The sequence below is a fragment of the Brevibacterium sp. genome (genome assembly GCF_031179145.1).
GTDB lineage: Bacteria > Actinomycetota > Actinomycetes > Actinomycetales > Brevibacteriaceae > Brevibacterium.
The window spans coordinates 17444-36316 of the sequence record NZ_JAPSIB010000018.1 but is presented as its reverse complement, the minus strand read 5'-3'; the positions used below and the strand labels follow the sequence as shown (position 1 = coordinate 36316).

15 protein-coding genes are annotated in these 18873 nt (G+C 62.5%); 12 read left to right on the top strand and 3 right to left on the bottom strand.

All coding sequences use genetic code 11. The features are described from left to right. Window positions 1-37: 37 nt before the first annotated feature. From RIT73_RS13275 to RIT73_RS13235, 9 genes are all read left to right on the top strand, one after another. On the top strand, window positions 38-1276 hold the full coding sequence (locus tag RIT73_RS13275) for a DUF6361 family protein (protein ID WP_309132560.1): 1239 nt from the start codon (window positions 38-40) through the stop codon (window positions 1274-1276). Continuing rightward, window positions 1276-3087 carry a phospholipase D family protein gene (locus tag RIT73_RS13270; protein WP_309132559.1) on the top strand — a complete coding sequence of 604 codons (1812 nt, stop codon included), beginning with the start codon at window positions 1276-1278 and terminating at the stop codon, window positions 3085-3087. The genes RIT73_RS13275 and RIT73_RS13270 overlap by 1 nt, the downstream gene beginning before the upstream one ends. Beyond that, complete coding sequence (locus RIT73_RS13265; RefSeq protein ID WP_309132558.1) at window positions 3084-6284, top strand: helicase-related protein; 3201 nt, start codon at window positions 3084-3086, stop codon at window positions 6282-6284. The genes RIT73_RS13270 and RIT73_RS13265 overlap by 4 nt, the downstream gene beginning before the upstream one ends. Before the next feature lie 332 nt (window positions 6285-6616). Next, window positions 6617-8200: a BCCT family transporter gene (locus tag RIT73_RS13260; RefSeq protein ID WP_309132557.1), complete on the top strand. Its 1584-nt coding sequence runs from the start codon at window positions 6617-6619 to the stop codon at window positions 8198-8200. A gap of 145 nt (window positions 8201-8345) precedes the next feature. Next, on the top strand, window positions 8346-10469 hold the full coding sequence (locus tag RIT73_RS13255) for a CocE/NonD family hydrolase (protein ID WP_309132556.1): 2124 nt from the start codon (window positions 8346-8348) through the stop codon (window positions 10467-10469). Between the two features lie 6 nt (window positions 10470-10475). Further along, window positions 10476-11411: a glycine betaine ABC transporter substrate-binding protein gene (locus RIT73_RS13250; RefSeq protein ID WP_309132555.1), complete on the top strand. Its 936-nt coding sequence runs from the start codon at window positions 10476-10478 to the stop codon at window positions 11409-11411. A 31-nt stretch (window positions 11412-11442) separates the two neighbouring features. Continuing rightward, window positions 11443-12522, top strand: coding sequence for an ABC transporter ATP-binding protein (locus tag RIT73_RS13245; RefSeq protein WP_309132554.1), 1080 nt, complete (start codon window positions 11443-11445; stop codon window positions 12520-12522). Continuing rightward, window positions 12519-13238 carry an ABC transporter permease gene (locus RIT73_RS13240; protein WP_309132553.1) on the top strand — a complete coding sequence of 240 codons (720 nt, stop codon included), beginning with the start codon at window positions 12519-12521 and terminating at the stop codon, window positions 13236-13238. The genes RIT73_RS13245 and RIT73_RS13240 overlap by 4 nt, the downstream gene beginning before the upstream one ends. Next, the gene (locus RIT73_RS13235) at window positions 13238-13906 is read left to right on the top strand and encodes an ABC transporter permease (protein WP_309132552.1); all 669 of its coding nucleotides are present in this window, start codon (window positions 13238-13240) and stop codon (window positions 13904-13906) included. The genes RIT73_RS13240 and RIT73_RS13235 overlap by 1 nt, the downstream gene beginning before the upstream one ends. On the opposite strand, the gene RIT73_RS13230 is transcribed toward RIT73_RS13235, so the two are convergent. The 3 genes from RIT73_RS13230 to RIT73_RS13220 form a co-directional block, all read right to left on the bottom strand. After that, window positions 13859-14593, bottom strand: coding sequence for a DUF998 domain-containing protein (locus RIT73_RS13230; protein ID WP_309132551.1), 735 nt, complete (start codon window positions 14591-14593; stop codon window positions 13859-13861). The two genes, RIT73_RS13235 and RIT73_RS13230, sit on opposite strands and share 48 nt — an antisense overlap. 33 nt (window positions 14594-14626) lie before the next feature. Then, window positions 14627-15610, bottom strand: a complete 984-nt coding sequence (locus RIT73_RS13225) for a diacylglycerol kinase family protein (protein WP_309132550.1) — start codon at window positions 15608-15610, stop codon at window positions 14627-14629. Window positions 15611-15688: 78 nt separating this feature from the next. Further along, entirely contained in the window at window positions 15689-16216 is a 528-nt protein-coding gene (locus tag RIT73_RS13220) for a DNA starvation/stationary phase protection protein (protein ID WP_309132549.1), read from the bottom strand. Between the two features lie 245 nt (window positions 16217-16461). On the opposite strand from RIT73_RS13220, the gene RIT73_RS13215 reads away from it, so the two are divergent. From RIT73_RS13215 to RIT73_RS13205, 3 genes are all read left to right on the top strand, one after another. Continuing rightward, window positions 16462-17019: a hypothetical protein gene (locus RIT73_RS13215; RefSeq protein ID WP_309132548.1), complete on the top strand. Its 558-nt coding sequence runs from the start codon at window positions 16462-16464 to the stop codon at window positions 17017-17019. 66 nt (window positions 17020-17085) lie between these two features. Then, window positions 17086-17229, top strand: a complete 144-nt coding sequence (locus tag RIT73_RS13210) for a GPGG-motif small membrane protein (protein WP_309132547.1) — start codon at window positions 17086-17088, stop codon at window positions 17227-17229. A gap of 68 nt (window positions 17230-17297) precedes the next feature. Further along, window positions 17298-18809 carry an acetyl-CoA hydrolase/transferase family protein gene (locus RIT73_RS13205; protein ID WP_309132546.1) on the top strand — a complete coding sequence of 504 codons (1512 nt, stop codon included), beginning with the start codon at window positions 17298-17300 and terminating at the stop codon, window positions 18807-18809. The last annotated feature ends 64 nt before the right edge of the window (window positions 18810-18873 follow it).

The window sequence follows — 18873 nt, the reverse complement described above, 5'->3', positions numbered from 1 at the left end:
CCCGTCAGCTGTAGTCAGTTGCTGATAATCTCCCGTCATGACATCGACGTTCGGGTGGCTCGACAGGAACGACGAGCAGAGCAAAGCGGTGCTCGACCTCATCGCACAGTACAAGGTCAGTGAAACCATTGACGAAATCGGCATCGGATCCATTCGTGACACATTTGCAGATGCGCTCTTTCCCGGCACTTCCACTCTGCACACTCGATTGAGATACGCACTTTTCATCCCCTGGCTGTTGCAGAGGTCTGCACAGCAGCAGACCCCCGATGCGATGGAAGAAGCCATGCGCACTCACGAGATCTCCCTCATCTATGCCCTTCTCGACAAAGGCGAAGACGGAGTGATCGGAGCGCAGGCCAAAGCCACGCTCAAGCGAATGCCCAGCGCGGTCTATTGGGCCCAGCTGATGACATGGGGTGTGGTTAGATCGCCGAGCGGCAGGTACATGTCGATGAAGAGATTCTTCCGTCACGCTCACGCCTCGAAGTCAATACGCGCTCGAGCCATGACCACCGATGATCCTGAATCGTGGGAGCGGTCGCCGCTGACCGCGCTCGACCCCGATCTCCCCGAGGCGCCCAGCAAATTGCTCAGCAGTGTAACCTTCGATCTCACCCCGGACGAAGGGGCATACCTGTCGACGAGAATCGTCGAGTCGGTTCCCGAGTCGCTGCTGGCGTGGTTCGTCAATCATCCTCCGACGAAGGACGCACATTTCGTATGGGATCTCGAACCAGATGAGATAGCCGAGTTTCCGCCACGTCTGCGATCCCTGGTAGACCATGGGAGACGATTCCACACGATCATCCACGGGGCGGGACTCGTCTACAACCTGCTGCTGACAGAGAAATCAGAGGAAATGGGCTGGGGCGAACAGGTCGAAGGGTGGGTCGATCACTATCAGAGCCGGTTGGACGATTGGCGAGCTGACCTCGAAAGCTCCGGGGCAATGATCGGATGGAATCGTCGCGAATTCTGGCACGCGCTCACACGCGAGAACCCACGAATTCCACCCCGAACTCGCGCGTTCGTCGATGACTGGTGGGACATTCTCACTCATACAACGCCAGTCGTCGATTCTCCTGCAGCTCGCAGACTGATTGCCGAGAGAGAACGGCAGATCAAAGGCCGGCGTGCCCGACTGGCCAATGCTCAGGCACTCGAAACATGGCGAGGAGACAGCGGGCTGACACCATTGGACTACCGGTGGCGCACAGCCCGCCAGTTTCTCAGCGACCTCCACGCTGCCGGCGAGACAACGGATGGCGCCTGATGCTCACTCCCGAAACCCGCGCGGTCTACAGCGACGTTCTCAGGCCGCCCGCCGGATTCCACGTCGATATCGCGATCGGCACCACCTATTCGCTCGACCTTGAGGAGGTGCTTTTCGCGCCGTTGTCCTTCGCGCTCTTCGACACTGGAGTCGAGCAGCCCGCGGCTACCGACAGCATCAAGCTCCTCGAAGCCGTCCGCCGTTACAGCGACCGTATGACGATTTACTGTCAAGCCGGCGCAATCGCAGCGTCCACGAAGCCGATTGCGCCAGTTCTGACCTTCGTCGAGGACTGCATTGTCGAGGTTTACCCGAGAGATGGAGTCTTCCATCCCAAGGTCTGGGTCCTGCGTTTCGCCGATCACAATGGCAATCTCCTACACCGAGTGCTCGTGCTCAGCCGCAACATCACCGCTGACCGTTCCTGGGATACTCTGCTCAGTCTCGACGAGGAGTCTGACCTCGACACCCCGATCCAGACCACACCTCTGATCGAGTTCCTCACGTCGGTCGCCGGGATCACTGCGGGAGATCCGCGCGAGCATCTGCTGACCGACATCTGCTCGACACTGCGCATCGCTCGACTCGGGCCTCCATCGCCATTCACCTCTGCCGAGTTCGTTCCTCGTGGCTTCGCCGAATCGGGATACGCATTCCCGAAATCGGCCGACGAGGTGCTGGCCATCACACCATTCATCTCACTCGGCGCACTGAAGCAGCTCGGTTCGGTCGCGGATTCTCGGACCTTGGTGTCCAGACCCGAGACAATAGACCATTGCGGCTCCGCATCGCTCGAAGCTTGGACGACCTGGACCCTGCGTCCCGACATTGATGCTTCGGCCAGAGATGAGAACGACGGCAAGTCCGGCACCGGGCACAAGTGGGCGGTTCCGAACGCTGGATTGCATGCTAAGACCTTCATTTTCGATATCGGTCAAGAGTCCGAAGTTCTCACCGGAAGCGCCAACCTCACCTATTCGGCATGGCACCGTAACGTCGAGTTCGACGTCCGACTGCGCGGACCCAAGAAGTCCTGTGGAATCGACGCAGCCTGGGAGGAAAGCAAAGGTGGGGCCGGCTTGTCCTCGGTCCTTGAAGAGCACATTCCGCAGTGCCGCGCAACACAACCTGACATTGCCGAAGTGATATACAGCGAGATAGAAAGGGCCCACGCCCTGCTGTCGCTCGCTCACCCCGTGCTCACGGTCATCGGAGACGATGGTGACGGAGTGAAAGTTTCCCTGAGCATCGAAGGGTCGTGGACTGACCCCGGAACGACCACAGTGGCTCTTGCCACTTCACCGGCTCTGAAAAAGCGATTGCCGTCTGGTTCGGTCGAAGCCGGATGGGATTTCATTCCTAGGGAAAGGATCACTCCTTACATCATCGTCGAGACCACCATTGTCGAGGGCGACATGACAGTGGCCCGAGGATGCACAGTCAAAGCTCGACTCACAGGAGACCTCGGCGACCGACAGCTGCTTGCCATGGGACAGTACTTCTCCTCTAAAGAAGACGTGATCCGGTACCTCATCCTGCTCCTTGGCGATCCGGCGTACGATACCTGGGCCTCAGAACTCGACAGCCTCGGGTGGGACGGCTGCGCTCCGGCTGTCGGTTATGGCGTTGATGATTATGCTCTATTCGAACCACTGGTTCGCGCTGCGGGACGAGACGATGCGGCGCTGGCTCGAATCAGTGCCGCGATCGACGACCTCGAACGACTCGACAACAGAGACCAACTCGAGCTCGAGGGTTTTCGGAATCTGTGGGCCGCTATCTGGACAGTCCACAAGGAGGTGTTGCCATGAGGCTGCCGGATGTCGAAGCGATCTTGGATTCCCTCAAGGACTTTCAACGGAACACGGTCGATTACGCCTTCCGCAGGCTGTGGACCGACCCTGACGCCACACGAAAGTTTCTGGTCGCCGACGAAGTCGGGTTGGGCAAAACGATGATCGCCAAAGGCGTCATCGCCAAGACAATTCACGAACTCCACGATAAGGTCGAGCGAATCGACATCGTCTATATCTGCAGCAACGGACAGATCGCCGCCCAGAACCTCAATAGGCTGCGCGACGTCATCGACGAATCCGCCGGCAGCACGATGGTTCTGCCCAACAGGCTGACAATGTTGGCGACAGCCACTTCTGCTCTCAAGAATCAGAAGGTCAACTTCATCTCGCTGACCCCTGGGACTTCCTTTTCGACGCGAGGCACCCTGGGCACCGCCGACGAACGGATTCTCATCTACTGGATCCTTGCCGAACTCTGGGGTCGAAGGGAAGTGGCCGCCAATAGATGGTTTCGGTTCTTTGAAGGTCGGATGGATTCCGACAACTTTCGCTATCGACTGCGCGAACGGCAGACGCAACCGCTCGACCCAGACATCGTGGCGGACTTCGGCCGCCGTCTGCAGACGAAGCCGGGGCCTGAGGGTGGAACGCTCGAAGACGAGCTGAGAGCATGTGTCGCGAAGTTGAACTACAGGAGAGGACCCCTGCGTCCGAACAGCTCCGACCCCGAGGATCCCGACTCGAAACTCTCCGCGAGCCGGGCCGGCCTGATGGGCAGACTGCGATCCGAACTCGCTCTCGCCTCTGTCGACGCGCTGGAGCCCGATCTTGTCATCCTCGACGAATTCCAACGGTTCAAGGACTTGCTGACGACCGACGATCAGGAGAGCGAGGTCTCGCAGCTGGCCGATGCCGTCTTCAATCACCGGGACTCACGGACACTGCTGCTTTCGGCCACTCCATACAAGATGTACACTCTGCCGGACGAGCCTGAAGGCGATGATCACTATGCAGATTTCACTCGAACGGTGAAGTTCCTCGCTGGGGAGGATCAGGCACGTGACATCACCGAAAACCTCAAGATTCTGCGCGAGACCCTCGTCATAGATGGAGACATCGCGACTGCTCATGAAGCAAAGGCTCGAGCCGAGGCAGGATTGCGCACCGTGATGTGCCGAACCGAACGGATGTCGGCTACACCGGAGAATGACAACATGATTCGCGAGGTCGAAATGCCCGGTGTCTCACTCAGCGCTGAGGACGTCCGAGTATGGAGGTCCATGGATTCGATCACCAAGGCGATCGACCACCCGGACGCCTTCGAATACTGGCGTTCCATGCCCTATCCGTTGAGTCTCATGGACAGCGATTCCTACGTCTTCAACAGGAAGTTCCGCGAAGCGGTATCGGATGCAGACCCCTTGATCAGATCCGTCGTTGCCGATGGCCACGGGTTTCTGTCCTGGGACGACATACGCACTTACCGCCGGCTCGACCCGGGCAATGCCAAAGCCCGCGGAATGGTGGCCGATGTCCTCGACCGTGGTGTATGGAAGCTGCTCTGGCTTCCTCCTTCGTTGCCGTACTACCCCCTGAGCGGTGCCTACGCGGAATCGTGTGACTTCACCAAACGGCTTGTCTTCTCCGCATGGAACGTCGTGCCCAAAGCCATCTCCATGATCCTGTCCTATGAAGCCGAACGACGTGCCATGGAACAGGCCCACTCTGCGCTCAATTATGATCAGCACGAGAAGATCGCCACCCCGCTCCAATACAAACTGCGAGATGGTGAGCCGGCGACCATGTCTCTCTTCGCCCTGACTTATCCCTCGACGGTGCTTGCCCGCATCGGCGATCCGCTCAGCTTGGCCCGTGAGTGGGGACGTTTCGACGTTCCCACGGCCGAAATTATTGCCGTGGTCCGTGACAGGGTCGCCGAGGTGCTCTCACCGCTGACAGAGGACGCTCCCGTCGAGGGCCGAGCCGACCAGTCATGGTACTGGGCTGCGCCTATATTGCTCGACCGCCTGTCGGAGACAGCCGATCAGAACGAGTTCGAGGAGATTCTCGGCAGCACGGTTTCGGAGGACACTGAGAGCGATACGGTGTCTGCGTTCTCAGCCCACCGGGACCGACTGGTTTCCGTGGATTTCATGCAGTTGGGGCGGGTGCCCGAGGATCTCATAAATGTGCTGGCCACTGTCGCACTGGCCGGGCCGGCTGTCGCCTCACTGCGGGCACTGTCGCGCTCTTGCGGGGGAGATGAGGCATTGGCATCCCCGGAATTGCGGATGCAGTCGATCACAATCGCCAGAAGCTTTCGCCGCCTCTTCAACTCTCCCGAGGCCGTCGCGGTGCTGCGAGGGGGCGAGACTGAGGACCGGTACTGGCAGACGGTGGTGCAGCATTGCCTCGACGGATGCCTGCAGTCAGTTCTCGACGAGTACTTCCACAATCTTGTGGAGAGCCTGTCCCTGCAGAATATGGATGACATCTCTCGCGCCCAGAACTTGACCGCAGAGTGCCGATCCACGCTGGGGCTCAACACCGTGAGCAATGTTTTCGACGAATATCGCGTGGGCGAAGACGGCACTCTGCTCACCGATAGCCATCGGATCCGACTCAACGTCGCAACTCGACTCGGTCAGGTGGTCACCGACGGCAAGAAGGTCGAACGGGAGGCGTCGGTGCAGAAAGCATTCAATTCGCCGTTCCGACCCTTCGTCCTCGCTTCCACTTCCGTCGGGCAGGAAGGCCTCGACTTCCATACTTACAGCCACGCAATCGTTCATTGGAACCTGCCGACCAATCCCGTCGATCTCGAACAGCGGGAGGGACGAGTTCACCGATACAAAGGTCACGCTGTGCGTAAGAATATAGCCATTCAGCACGGCGCCGAGGCTTTGTGGTCGACAGTCGACGACCCGTGGCACGCGCTATTCTCCGCTGCCGAAGCCCAACGACCGGACGACGAATCGGAGCTGACTCCGTTCTGGGTTTACACGGTTCCTGGTGGGGCCGTCATCGAACGCTATGTTCCAGTGATGCCGATGAGCAAGGAATCGAGGAAGTATCAACGACTGTTGCGCAGCGTAGCGGGGTATCGGATGGTCATCGGACAGCCGCGCCAGGAAGACCTGCTCCGATACCTCGGGTCCAAAGAACTCGACCCAGCGCAGCTGGCGATTAACCTGCAACCGCCGCTCGGGTGAGATGGCGGTAGCTGGGACGGCAGGGGCCGGAGGAGTGCGGACATGGCGTAGCCGGAAGTTTCTGCGTCGAGCAGAGCGCGGACGTCTCAATCACCAATTTCGCCGTCAGTGCGAGTTGTTCAAAATGGTGCCGACGTCTGATCCTCGATTTCCCGGTGTGAGATCCAGTTGGACTATCTGAGTTCATTCTCACGCCCATACCATTTTCTGCTCCGAGACTCACACTTCGAATTGTTTTAGGGTGGAGGCTTGTGTTTTTCGCCAGTCGCCGACAGAAACGAAGTCCCAGCCACAAGTCGTCTTGATGCTGGGGCCGAGAGAGCAGATATTCGATGAGTACGACGACCACCGCCCCTCCCGCATCTCAGAGCACGGCGCTGCCGGACGCCGAGAAGCCAACCCAGTCAGTTCCGAACCGTGGCATCGATCTCACCGTGACCGCTGCGAGCGTAGGAATCCTCGCCGCTTTTGTGGTTCTGGCACTCGTTCTTCCCTCCCAGACTTCGAATTGGGTGGAAACCGCCTTCTCTGTCAGCGCTGAAGTATTCGGCATGTATTGGCAATTGCTGCTCCTGGTGACTTTCCTCATCGCACTGGTGCTCATTTTCACCCCATGGGCAAAAGCGCGGTTGGGGAACCAAGCGAAACCGGATTTCAATCGGTTCAGCTGGATCGCAATGATCATGACGACATTGCTCGCCGCCGGAGGTGTCTTCTGGGCCGCCGCCGAACCGATGTACCACTATTCTTCGACGCCTCCCTATTTCACCGGCACTTCGAACGGTCAAATCGATGCAGTGGCCGCGGCCTTGGCGACGAGCTTCGTCGACTGGGGATTCCTCGCCTGGGCGATACTCGGCTCATTGGGAGCCATCGTGATGATGCGCGCAGCCGAGAAGGGGATGCCCCTGCGCCCGCGCAGCCTCCTGTACCCGATCCTCGGAAAGAGAGCCGCATCGGGTCCCATCGCCGTGGCAGTCGACGTCGTGTGCGTGATCTCCGTGGCCGCGGGAACCATCGGACCCGTCGGCTTCCTGGGCCTGCAGGTCTCCTACGGACTCGAATCTCTGTTCGGGATCCCCAACGTGTACGGCGTCCAACTCGCTGTCATCGCCGTTCTCACCGCTATCGCCGGTGTCAGCGTCTTCTCTGGCGTCAGTCGTGGTATTCAGTTCCTCAGCCGAGTCAACGTGTGGCTTGCGCTGGGACTCATGGCCCTGGTTCTCCTGCTTGGATCTGCCTGGTTCGTGCTCAGGGCGTACGCCAGCGGTTTCGCCCTGTACATGACCGACTTCTTCAGCATGACGCTCTATCGCGGGGACACCGAATGGCTGTCGGGCTGGACCGTGTTCTTCTTCGGCTGGTTCCTGGGATACGCGCCTCTCATGGCCATCTTCGTCGCTCGCATCTCGCGCGGTCGCACGGTTCGCGATCTCCTCGTCAGCACAACGGTGCTGCCGCCCGTCGCCACGACGCTGTGGTTCGCCGTCCTGGGCGGTACCGGCATCTACCTCGAACAGCAGTCCACCGGTTCGATCTCCACCCCGTTGATGGAGGAGGGGCTGCCCGCGGCAGTGATGGCGATCAGTGCCAACCTGCCGCTGTCGCTGCTCGTCAGCATCGGATTCCTGGTGCTGACCATGACCTTCGTGGCCACGACCACGGACACGATGTCGTACGCCATGTCGCAGTCATGTATGACCTCGGGAGAGCCGTCGCCGATCCTCCGCGCCGTTTGGGCCGTCCTCATCGGGGTGACGGCAGCGGTCTTGATCAGCCTGGGTGAGGGCGGCGTCAGCGCCCTGCAGTCTGCGATTGTCGTCACCGCGGTGCCCGTCGCGTTCGTGATGCTGCCCTCGCTGTTCGCAGCGCCGATGTATGTCAGGCAGATGGCCAAGGAGCAGAACCTGATCTGAAGCGAAACTTCCGTCGCCTCAGCGGCCACTGGGCCACACGGCCGCCGAGGCGATGGGCTGGCAGGCAATCGCAGACCTCGAAGAAGTAGTCCACATCACACAATAACTGAACGACCGTGCAGGCAGTATGTTACCGTGGTTCACCATGGCGACAACTTCTCATAGGTACCGCGCAGCACCCCGTCCGGTCCGCGTGATCGAGCACACCCGGATCCCCTTGGCCGACGGCATCGAACTGGCCGCCCGCGTCTGGCTTCCCGCCGACCTCGCCGAGGACGCGGTCCCCGCCGTCCTCGAATACATTCCGTACCGCAAGAACGACATGACCGCGGGCCGCGACCAGACGATCCACACCGAATTCGCCCGCGCCGGCTACGCCAGTGTCCGCGTCGACCTGCGCGGAGCGGGCGACTCCACCGGCGTCATGACCGACGAATACTCGGCCACCGAGCTCGACGACGGACTCCAGGTCCTGACCTGGATCGCGAACCAGGAGTGGTGCAACGGCAAAGTCGGCATCATCGGCAAGTCCTGGGGTGGCTTCAACGGACTCCAGCTCGCTGCCCTGCAGCCACCGGAGCTCGCCGCAGTCATCACCGTCTGCTCCACCGATGACCGTTATGCCGACGATGTCCACTACAACGGCGGCGCCATCGTCGGAGACCAGATGCTCTCCTGGGCCTCGACCATGTGGGCATACAACGCCCGCCCCCAGGACCCCGCAGTCATGGGCGAAGGCTGGGAGTCCGACTGGAGGCGCCGGATCGACGAGGCGCCGGTCAACATCGACGAGTGGCTCGGTCATCAGCGCCGTGACGACTACTGGAAGCACGGGTCGGTGTGCGAGACGCCTGAGGCGATCCAGGTCCCGGTCCTCGCCGTGGGCGGACTCCTCGACGAATACCGGACGACGCTGTTCCGCCTCATGGACAACGCGAACGAGCAGCGCAGGACCAACCCCGACTACCCGCCGATCCACGCGCTCCTCGGGCCATGGGCCCACAACTACCCCCACCAGGCGGCACCGGGACCCGGCATCGACTTCATCGCCGAGGCGGTGGCCTGGTGGGATCAGTGGATGTCCGGAATCGACAACGGAGTCAGGGAGCAGCCACAGCTGCGCGCCTTCGTCCCCGACAGCGCCCCCGTCCACTCAGACCGGGCGATCCGCGAGGGCCGTTGGATCGCCGAGGACTACTGGCCCTCGGAACAGGTGACCGAGACGACCCTCGACACGAGGGCGGCGATCCTGGCCGGTCCGACCGAACTGAACAGCACCGAGCTCATCGGCTTCAACGGCGGCAGCTGGCTGCAGTTCGGCGAAGCCGCAGGAATGGCCGGTGACCAAGCCGCCGACGACGCCCGGTCCTACACGGCGACCTGGGACCTTGAGGAGAGCCTCGAGATCGTCGGCACCCCGACTCTCAAGGCGACGCTGAGCTCGAGCACTGACCGAGGCGTCGTCGCTGCCAGGCTCTGCGACGTCGCCCCAGACGGCAGCTCGAGACTGCTGACGATCGGGCTGTTCAATCTGACCCACCATTCAACTCATGAACACCCCGAGGCACTGACCCCGAGAGAGCCCGTCGAGGTCGAGTTCCCGCTGCTGGCACTCACCCATCGGTTCACCCCCGGGCACCGGCTGCGGCTGAGTCTCTCGGCGAGCTTCTGGCCGAACCTGTGGCCCTCACCCGAAGCCACGACGATCAGCGTTCTCACGGAGCCGGAACTGACGCTGCCCATCCGCACGGTCACCTCGGCGGCCGAGGACGCGGAGCGCACCCGCGAGCTCACCGCGGCACTGGGCACCCCGCCAACACCACCGGCCTCGACGATCGACGCGGGTGGGGCACCCATGACTCGCGAACTGGTCACCGACCTCGTCGCCAGAACCGCCACGGTCACGACCGTCGTCGAAGACTGGCAGACGAATTCCAGCGATGGACTCTTCTACTCCACGCTCGAACGCGACTCCTACGAACGCAGTGAAACGGATCCGCTCTCCCCGCGGGCCGTATGCGAACGCATCGTCCGCTACCGCAGGCAGGCACTCGCCGCCCCGGTCAGTGACACCGCTCGGTCCCGGCAGGCGGCCGCGGACGCCACGACGGCGGACGACCTCGGCTGGGACGTCGAACTGCGCACCCGCAGCACGATGACCGGCGACGCCGAGAACTTCCTCGTCACCAACGAACTCGTCGCCTACAAGGATGGGAAGCAGTTCCACTCGCGGACCACCTCGGCGAGCATTCCCAGAGAACTGAACTGAGGGTTCATGCGCACAATCAACAGACGCACCGCTCTGTCCGCACTCGGCACACTGAGCGCCGGTGCCGCCGCGGTCGCGCTGGCCGGATGCACTCCGCCGTCGGCCGCGACGGTCGGTAAGCGGAAGAAGGACGTCCGGACGATCACCGTCGGGTCGAAGGGATTCGCGGAGAGCTGGATCATGGGCGAGCTGTACGCCCAGGGACTGAGAGCACTCGGCTACCAGGTCGACCTGAAGACGAACGTCGGCTCCAGCGACATCATCAGCGCCGCGCTCACCTCGGGACAGATCGACGTCTATCCCGAGTACACCGGAGTCATCCTCGTCAGCTTCATGGGGGAGGAGAGCCTCATGGACTCCGCCGAGGCCACCTATGACCTGGCGGGGAAGTGGGCGAAAGGGAACTCGATCCGGATGCTCAAGGCGACTCCGTTCGAGAACAAGAACGCGATCGCCGTGCGCCGGGAATTCGCGGACGAACACTCACTGGCGAAGATCTCCGACCTCCAGGGCATCGGCGACTTCCTCTACTCCACCTACCCCGACAATGTCACGGGAGCCCAGGGGTACGAAGGCATCGTCGAGAGCTACGGCCTGGACAACATGGAGCTGAAAACCCTGAGCATCGGACTCAATTACCAGGCGATCGAACGCGGAGAGATCCAGGCCGCGGACGTCTTCACCACCGATCCGCAGCTCCTGCGCTCCGATCTCGTGGTGCTCGACGACGACAAGAAGCTCTTCGGGTTCCAGAACGTCGTACCCCTGATCAGGGACGACGCCTACGCGGCGATGGACGACGATGCCCCGGCGTTCCTCGACACCCTCCACTCCCTGCTCACCCTCGAAGCCATCCAGGCTCTCAACGAAGCCTCGGCCATCAACAGGATCGATGCCGCGCAAGTGGCCAAGGTCTTCCTCAAAGACAACGGATTGATGTGAGAACACCATGACAGAATCAGCGACCACCACCATGCCTGCGACCTCAACGGCGAGGTCGACGAGGAACTCGTCCATCGTCTTCGACAACGTCACGAAGACCTACCCGGGGCAGACCGCGCACGCGCTCGACTCCCTGAGCATTGAGGTGAGGTCGGGGGAGCTCGTCTGCCTCGTCGGTCCCTCCGGAGGCGGAAAGACCACGGCGCTGCAGCTGGTCAACCGCCTGGTCGACCTCAGCAGCGGCGAGATTCGGATCGGCGACACGAACATCATGGACCTCTCACCGATCGAGCTGCGCCGCACGATCGGGTATGCGATCCAGCAGTCCGGTCTCTTCCCGCACTACACGGTCGCCGAGAACATCGCCACCGTCCCCACGATCCTCAAATGGGACAGGAAGCGGATCGAGGCGCGCACGAAGGAGCTGCTCGAACTCGTCGGTCTCACACCGGTCGAGAACTGGCTGAAGAGGTACCCGGGTCAGCTGTCCGGTGGGCAGCAGCAGCGTGTGGGCATCGCCCGGGCGCTGGCCGCCGATCCGCCGGTCATGCTCATGGACGAGCCCTTCGGCGCCCTTGACCCGATCACCCGTGTGGCCGTCCAGGACGAATTCCTCGACATCCATCGCGCCGTGGGCAAGACGACGCTGTTCGTCACCCACGACATCGACGAGGCGATCAAGATGGCCGATCGCATCGCGATCCTCAAGCCCGGGGGGCTCCTCGCCCAGTACGACACCCCCGCCGAGGTGCTCGCCCGTCCCGCCGATGACTTCGTCGCGGAGTTCCTTGGCGCCGAGCGCGGACTCAAACGCCTGGCTCTCACGACCGTCGCCGAGGTGCTCGCCGCCGGTCGGGACAGGCGCGGCAGTTCCCCCGTCGCTGCCGCAGCGGGCTCAACCGAGGCAGGCAACCCGGTTTCGGCTGCCGAATGGCCCGAAGTCTCCGCAACGATGACTCTGCGCGAGGCACTGTCCCTGGTCTCGGCTGCCCATGCTCAAGGGGCGCGGGTCATGGACGCCGGCAGCCACCTCGGTGACGTCACTCTGCACGAACTCATCTGCCCGCCGGCGGACGATCCGGCGCGAACGACGGAAGGTGCCCGGATATGAGCGGATTCGCACCTGCCGGGGACCCTGTCATCCCCGATTACGGTCAGGCCTCGGACTGCGTCATCAACAACGGGTTCTTCTGCACCGACTGGTTCGCCTCCCAATGGTCAACAGTGTTCTGGCCACCCTTGGTCGACCACATCTACATGGTGCTCATCGCCGTGGTGGTGGGATTCCTCATCGCCTTCACCGCAGCCCTCATCGCCTATCGGAAGAAGTGGCTGGCCGGTCCCATCGGCGTCGCCGCCACGTTCCTCTATACCCTGCCGCCGCTGGCGCTGTTCCAGCTCCTGGTCCCGTTCACGGGGCTGACGCTGCTCACGGTCGAGATCGCGCTGGTCTGCTTCACTCTCGTCATCATCTTCCAGGCGGTGCTCGCCGGACTGGCGGCAGTGCCCGACGACGTGAAGAGGTCAGCCGTCGGCATGGGCCTCGACACCAAGCAGCTCATGCTCAAAGTGGAACTGCCTCTGGCGCTCCCGTCGATCATCTCCGGTCTGCGCATCGCCACGGTGCTGACCGTGAGCGTGGCCACCATCGCAGCCTTCGTCGTCGACAGCGGGCTGGGATCACCGATCCTCAAGGCCGTGTCGTCGCCCTTCAACACACAGTTCATCGCAGCCGGTGCCCTGGCTGTGCTGCTCGCGTTCGTCCTCGACGGGCTGTTGGTGCTCATCGGCAGAATCCTGACCCCCTGGACGAGAGTGAGAATCTGATGGATGTCTTAGTCGGAGCGTTCCCGTTCATGACCGCGAACTTCGCACTCCTGCTCGAGAAGACCGGCGAGCACCTGGTGATCAGTCTGATCCCGCTGCTTGCGGCCATCGTCGTGGGGGTGCCTCTCGGGGTGTGGCTCGGCCACATCCACAAGGGCGAGTTCCTGGCCGTGAGCATCACGAACATCGGTCGCGCACTGCCGAGCTTGGCACTCATCGCCATTCTCATCGGCATCGTGGGCATCGGGATGCTCAACGCGATGATCGCACTGTTCCTCCTCGCCTTCCCACCGATCCTCAGCTACGCGTTCCAGGCAGTGGATTCCGTCGACGCCGATCTCACCAAAGCGGCTCGCGGGATGGGTCTGGCACCGATGCAGGTCCTGACGAAGGTCGAACTTCCTTTGGGTCTGCCGATGATCATCAGCGGGATCCGCACCGCCGCCGTGCTCACGGTGAGCTCGGCGACGATCGCGACGATCGCCGGCAGCGGGGGACTGGGCGACGTCATCCTCAACCAGGTCGCCTACGGCATGGAAGGCGTCATCGCCGCCGCGCTGTGGGTAGCAGTGCTCGCGATCCTCGTCGACCAGGTGTTCGTGCTGCTGCTCAAGATCGCCTCACCCGCCGGAGTCAAGCACCTGCAGAGGGCGGCCGTGGCTGCGTAGCAGCATTGCCCCACCCATGGCAGCCTGCCAGATGAGGATCGCGTAGAAGGTGATGCGCTCCCAGAACCCGTCCGGGAGCAGCATCATCGATGGCGTTCGAGCGTCGACCTGGAGCATGACGAGCCCGAGAAGACCGACAACGCCGAGGATGACGCTGCCCCAGCCGATCAGGCGGGAGACTCCGACGCGGAGTGCGGAGACCCCGGCGACGACGGCGGTGAGGTTCCCGGCGATGAACGCGGCGAAGGCCCCGAGCATATGGAATGTATCGAGACCGAGCTCGACATTCTGTCGGCCGCCATGGATCGCTGCGATCATCACCATTCCCAGGGCGTGAATGGAAGCCAGCGTGATGAAGATTCGACGCTGGGGAAACCGAGCCTGCCGGGTCAGGCACACCGCGCCGAGTGCGAACAGCAGTCCCTGCACGACGAAGGCCGTGGTCACGAGCGGATGGAGAGGGGAGTCGATTGCTCTGCCGCTGAGGACTTCGACATCGGGAACGGAGAGGTCGCTGATGTAGTTCGTCGCATACGAATAGTGTGGGAACGCCGAGGCGGCCACCGCCTCGGCGAGGAACCAGACGACCGCGGCCGCGATCCAGCAGACAGCAGCGGTCGTCGAACGGGTCGGACCGGTTACGGATTGCGCAGGCGAAAGCGGCATCTCGGGTTGATTCGAGCGCATACCGTCCATGCTAAATGTCGTCGGGTGGGCTCGTCAGCCCTTGCTGCCGTCGACGCAGACCTCCAGCGTCGACGGGCGGACGCTGATCCGGGCGCTGATGATGTGCCCGAAGCTGTCGCCGTCGAGCTGCACGACGTGGGGCACCTCGAAGCGAGCTTCGAATGCCGCGCCCTTCCCGTAGGGCAGAGCCTGAATGTCGCCGTTGAACTGGACGAGGCTGCGCCCGAACCGCGACAGGTTGGCGATTCCCTGGGTCGTCAATCGTGTGCCGATCTTCGTCCAGCCGAACCAGTTCTTCGGGCGGAAGACGATGACGTCCAACTGCCCGTCATCGACCACGGCGCCGGGCAGCAGGAGCATGTTGCCCGTCAGCGTTCCGCAGTTGCCGACGATGACCGTGTGCGCATGAGTCGACTTCGCCGGACCGTCATCGACCCGGTAGTGCATCGTGAACAGCCGGTTCGCGAAGATCGAACGCGCAATCGGTGAGACGTAGGCGAACCAACCGAGGTGCTTCTTCACCAGGGCATTCGTATTGGTCGCCATCTCCGCGTCGAGTCCGATCCCGGCCATGACGAGGAATCGGTGAGCGGACCGGGCACCGTCTTCATCCTCGAACTCGGCGATGGCCGTGTCCACCCTCCGAGTGGTGAGGGCGAATGCGGTGCGAACGGAGGCGCCGATGTTCGTCAGCGGAAGACCGAGGTTGCGCGCGAGCAGATTGCCCGTGCCGAAGGGGAGCAGAGCGATCGGAATCCCGCTGTCGACGACCGCTTCAGTCACGGTGCGCACGGTGCCGTCTCCGCCGGCGATGATCACCACACTCGGACGGGTGGACACCGCATGGAATGCTGCAGCTCGACCGGAGTCATCACTGCTCGTCGCATACCATCGCGTCTTCTCCCAACCGAGCGCGAGCTCCTGCGCCTCGACTGCCCGGCGGACCCGTTCGAGAGGAACCTTGACCGGGTTGTAGACGATCGCCGCATGATTGAGGGAGTCTTCGCGATTGGGCATACCTGAAGTCTATTGACAACACCGGACCACCGACGATCCGTGATCGCCGGTGGTCCGTCGACTCACAGTCGAGTGCTGTCAGTCAGAGGGTGTGCGCGTTTCCGCGCTGAGGAACCAGGCCTGCTGCTCGAGCTTCGAAATGTACTCGTGGAAGATATCGGCCGTGGTCGGGTCCGCCGAATCGACTTCGTCATGGACCTGGCGCATCGTTCCCACCGTCGATTCGACGGCTCGCACGGTGAGATCGATCGCGTCATGCGTGGAAATCTCACCGGCAGGGAATTCGGGCAGCGCGGTCTGCTCGGCGACGACGGCCGGCCGGCCGTCAGCGGTCGCGTGCAGGGCGCGCATCCGTTCGGCGATCTCATCCGCCCCGGCGCGGGCGATGTCGACGACCTCATCAAGGTTGAGATGCAGGTCGCGGAAGTTCGGCCCCACGATGTTCCAGTGGGCCTGCTTGGCGACCAACTGCAGGGCGATGAAGTCGACCAGGACGGTCTGCAGGTTCTTGGCCAGCGATGGAGAGGCGGTGAATCCGCGTTCGGCGTTCTCGCGTTCCGTGGTCGAAGTTCCCTTCGGCTCGGGTACTTTGACGGTATCTGTCATGATTCGTTCCTCCCTGATGAATGCAACGACGTGTCACTGGGGGACACTGACAATCGTCACCATAATTCGCGTTCTTGAGTATTCGGTCAGTGCTCCTTGGATCACCGTGCCGCAGGTTTCTCCACCGCTATAGCACTGGCAGGACGCGTTCACAAAGGGTCTTGTCACGAGATGACAACCGTGCAACTATGAAACGAATCGCCCTGATTGCCGACATATCGGATATCTAGCAAGGGAGAGTTTCCATGAACACTTCGACCATCATCTGGATCATCGTGGCGATCGTCGTGGTTCTGATCATCATCGGGATCATCGTCGCGGTCAAGCGCAAGGCGCCGGACAAGAAGCGGCATCAAGCCGCCCGGATCCGCGAGGAAGCCGCCCAGGAACAGTCCGCGGTTCAAGCCCGAGAAGCCGAAGTCCAGGAACAGCGAGCTCAGGCGAAGAGGGCAGAGGCCGACGCCGAGGCCCAGGCCGCCGAGGCGAAGAGGCGCGAGGCCGAAGCGGAACAGCGCTCCGTCGAAGCCGACCAGCTCAACCACGAAGTGGGACAGCGCGATCAGGAGGTGGAAGCCAAGCGACGCGAGCAGGAGGAACGCCTCAAGCGCGCTGACGAACTCGACCCCGACGTCGACACCCGCCGAGGTGAAGGAACCGAACTCCGCCGAGATGACCGTCGCGATGGCGGAACCGGCGCCCGGGATGACGACTTCGACCGCCGCGGCGACAGCGGCGACGGTGGTGGAGCGCATCCCGAACGACGGAGCGACCTTCCCCCGGACACCGACCGCGGTCGGCACTGACCATCGTCAAGTATCCAAACTGCTGTGCCGACGCTCGTCTACACAGCTGAAGAATCGAGGTGAATCATGGCAACTGTCCTGTGGATCATTGCGGCACTCCTGGTGATCTCCGGCATCTTCGCCCTCTTCCGACGCCAGATCGTGTGGGGCATCGTCCTCATCGTCCTCGGCTGCCTGGTCGGGCCGGGAGGGGTGAGCCTGTTCGCCTGAGCCGGCCGCATTCGCGCGGGCGGATGCGGCCTCGAGGGGCGGAAATCTGATCGGCTAGACTGCCGATGATGTCCAGAATCACATGCTCAGAACTGTCTCAGAAGATCACTACCGCTGCCGCCGCCGCAGCTGAGATCAAGGACGGCGACCGAGTCGCCATGAGCGGCTTCACTGGCTCCGGGTACCCGAAAGTGGTCCCCGGAGCCATTGCCGATCGTGCCCGCTGCGCCCACGATCGCGGCGAGGATTTCGCCGTTGAACTGTGGACGGGGGCGTCGACCGCGCCCGAGCTCGACGGAGTGCTCGCCGAGGTGGGAGCAGTGAGCAAACGGCTGCCGTTCCAGTCCGATCCGGCGATGCGCAGGTCGATCAATGCCGGCGACACCGAATACGTCGACACCCATCTCAGTCATTCGGCGCAGCAGGCCTGGTTCGGGTTCTACGGCAAACTCGACGTCGCTGTCGTCGAAGTGGCCGCGATCCTGCCCAACGGTCTGCTCGTCCCCGGCAGTTCGGTGGGCAACTCGAAGACGTGGTTGGACCTGGCCGACAGAGTCATCCTCGAGGTCAACTCCTGGCATCCGCGTGCCTATGAAGGCTTTCACGACGTCTACTACGGCACGAGGCGTCCGCCGGAGCGGCTGCCGATCCAGCTCCTCGAACCGATGCAGCGCATCGGCGATCCTTACCTGCGCGTCGACCGAAAGAAAGTCGTTGCCGTCGTCGAGACGACCGCCCCCGACCGCAACCTTCCCTTCAAACCCGCCGACGAGGACTCGAAGGCGATCGCCAGTCACCTCGTCGACTTCCTCCGGTATGAGATCGACGCCGGTCGTCTCCCGAAGGAGCTGCTGCCGCTCCAATCGGGAGTCGGCAACGTCGCCAACGCGGTCATGGCGAACCTCGCTGACAGCGAGTTCGCAGGACTGACCGCCTACACCGAGGTGATCCAGGACGGGATGCTCGACCTCATCGACAATGGGAAGCTGAAGTCGGTGTCGGCGACGGCGTTATCGCTGTCTGCGGAGAGGGCTGCAGACTTCAACGAGAACATCGAGGCCTACAAGGGACGGATCCTGCTGCGCACCCAGGAGATGTCGAACCATCCTGAAGCAATCCGCCGCCTCGGCGTCATCGCCGTCAACGGGATGGTCGAAGCCGACATCTACGGCAACGTCAACTCGACCCATGTGATGGGCAGCTCCATCATCAATGGGATCGGCGGTTCCGGCGATTTCGCCCGCAACGCCTACCTCAACTTCTTCGTCACCAATTCACTGGCCAAGGGCGGAGCCATCTCCTCGATCGTCCCCTTCGCCAGCCATGTCGACCACACCGAGCACGACACCCAGATCCTCGTCACCGAACAGGGGCTCGCCGACCTGCGTGGTCTCTCTCCTCTGGCCCGAGCCCAGCGGATCATCGACAACTGCGCCCACCCGGACTACCGGGAGCTGCTGCAGGACTACCTGGATCGCGCAATCGTCGCCAACCCGGCGGGGAGACACACCCCGCACCTGCTCAGCGAGGCGCTGTCCTGGCACGCCCGTTACCAGGAGACCGGGTCGATGCGGGACTGAGAGGCCGCAAACCGCTGAGCGGGCGGTTCGCCCTGCTTGTCCAATGTGGACGGGATAGGCGGAT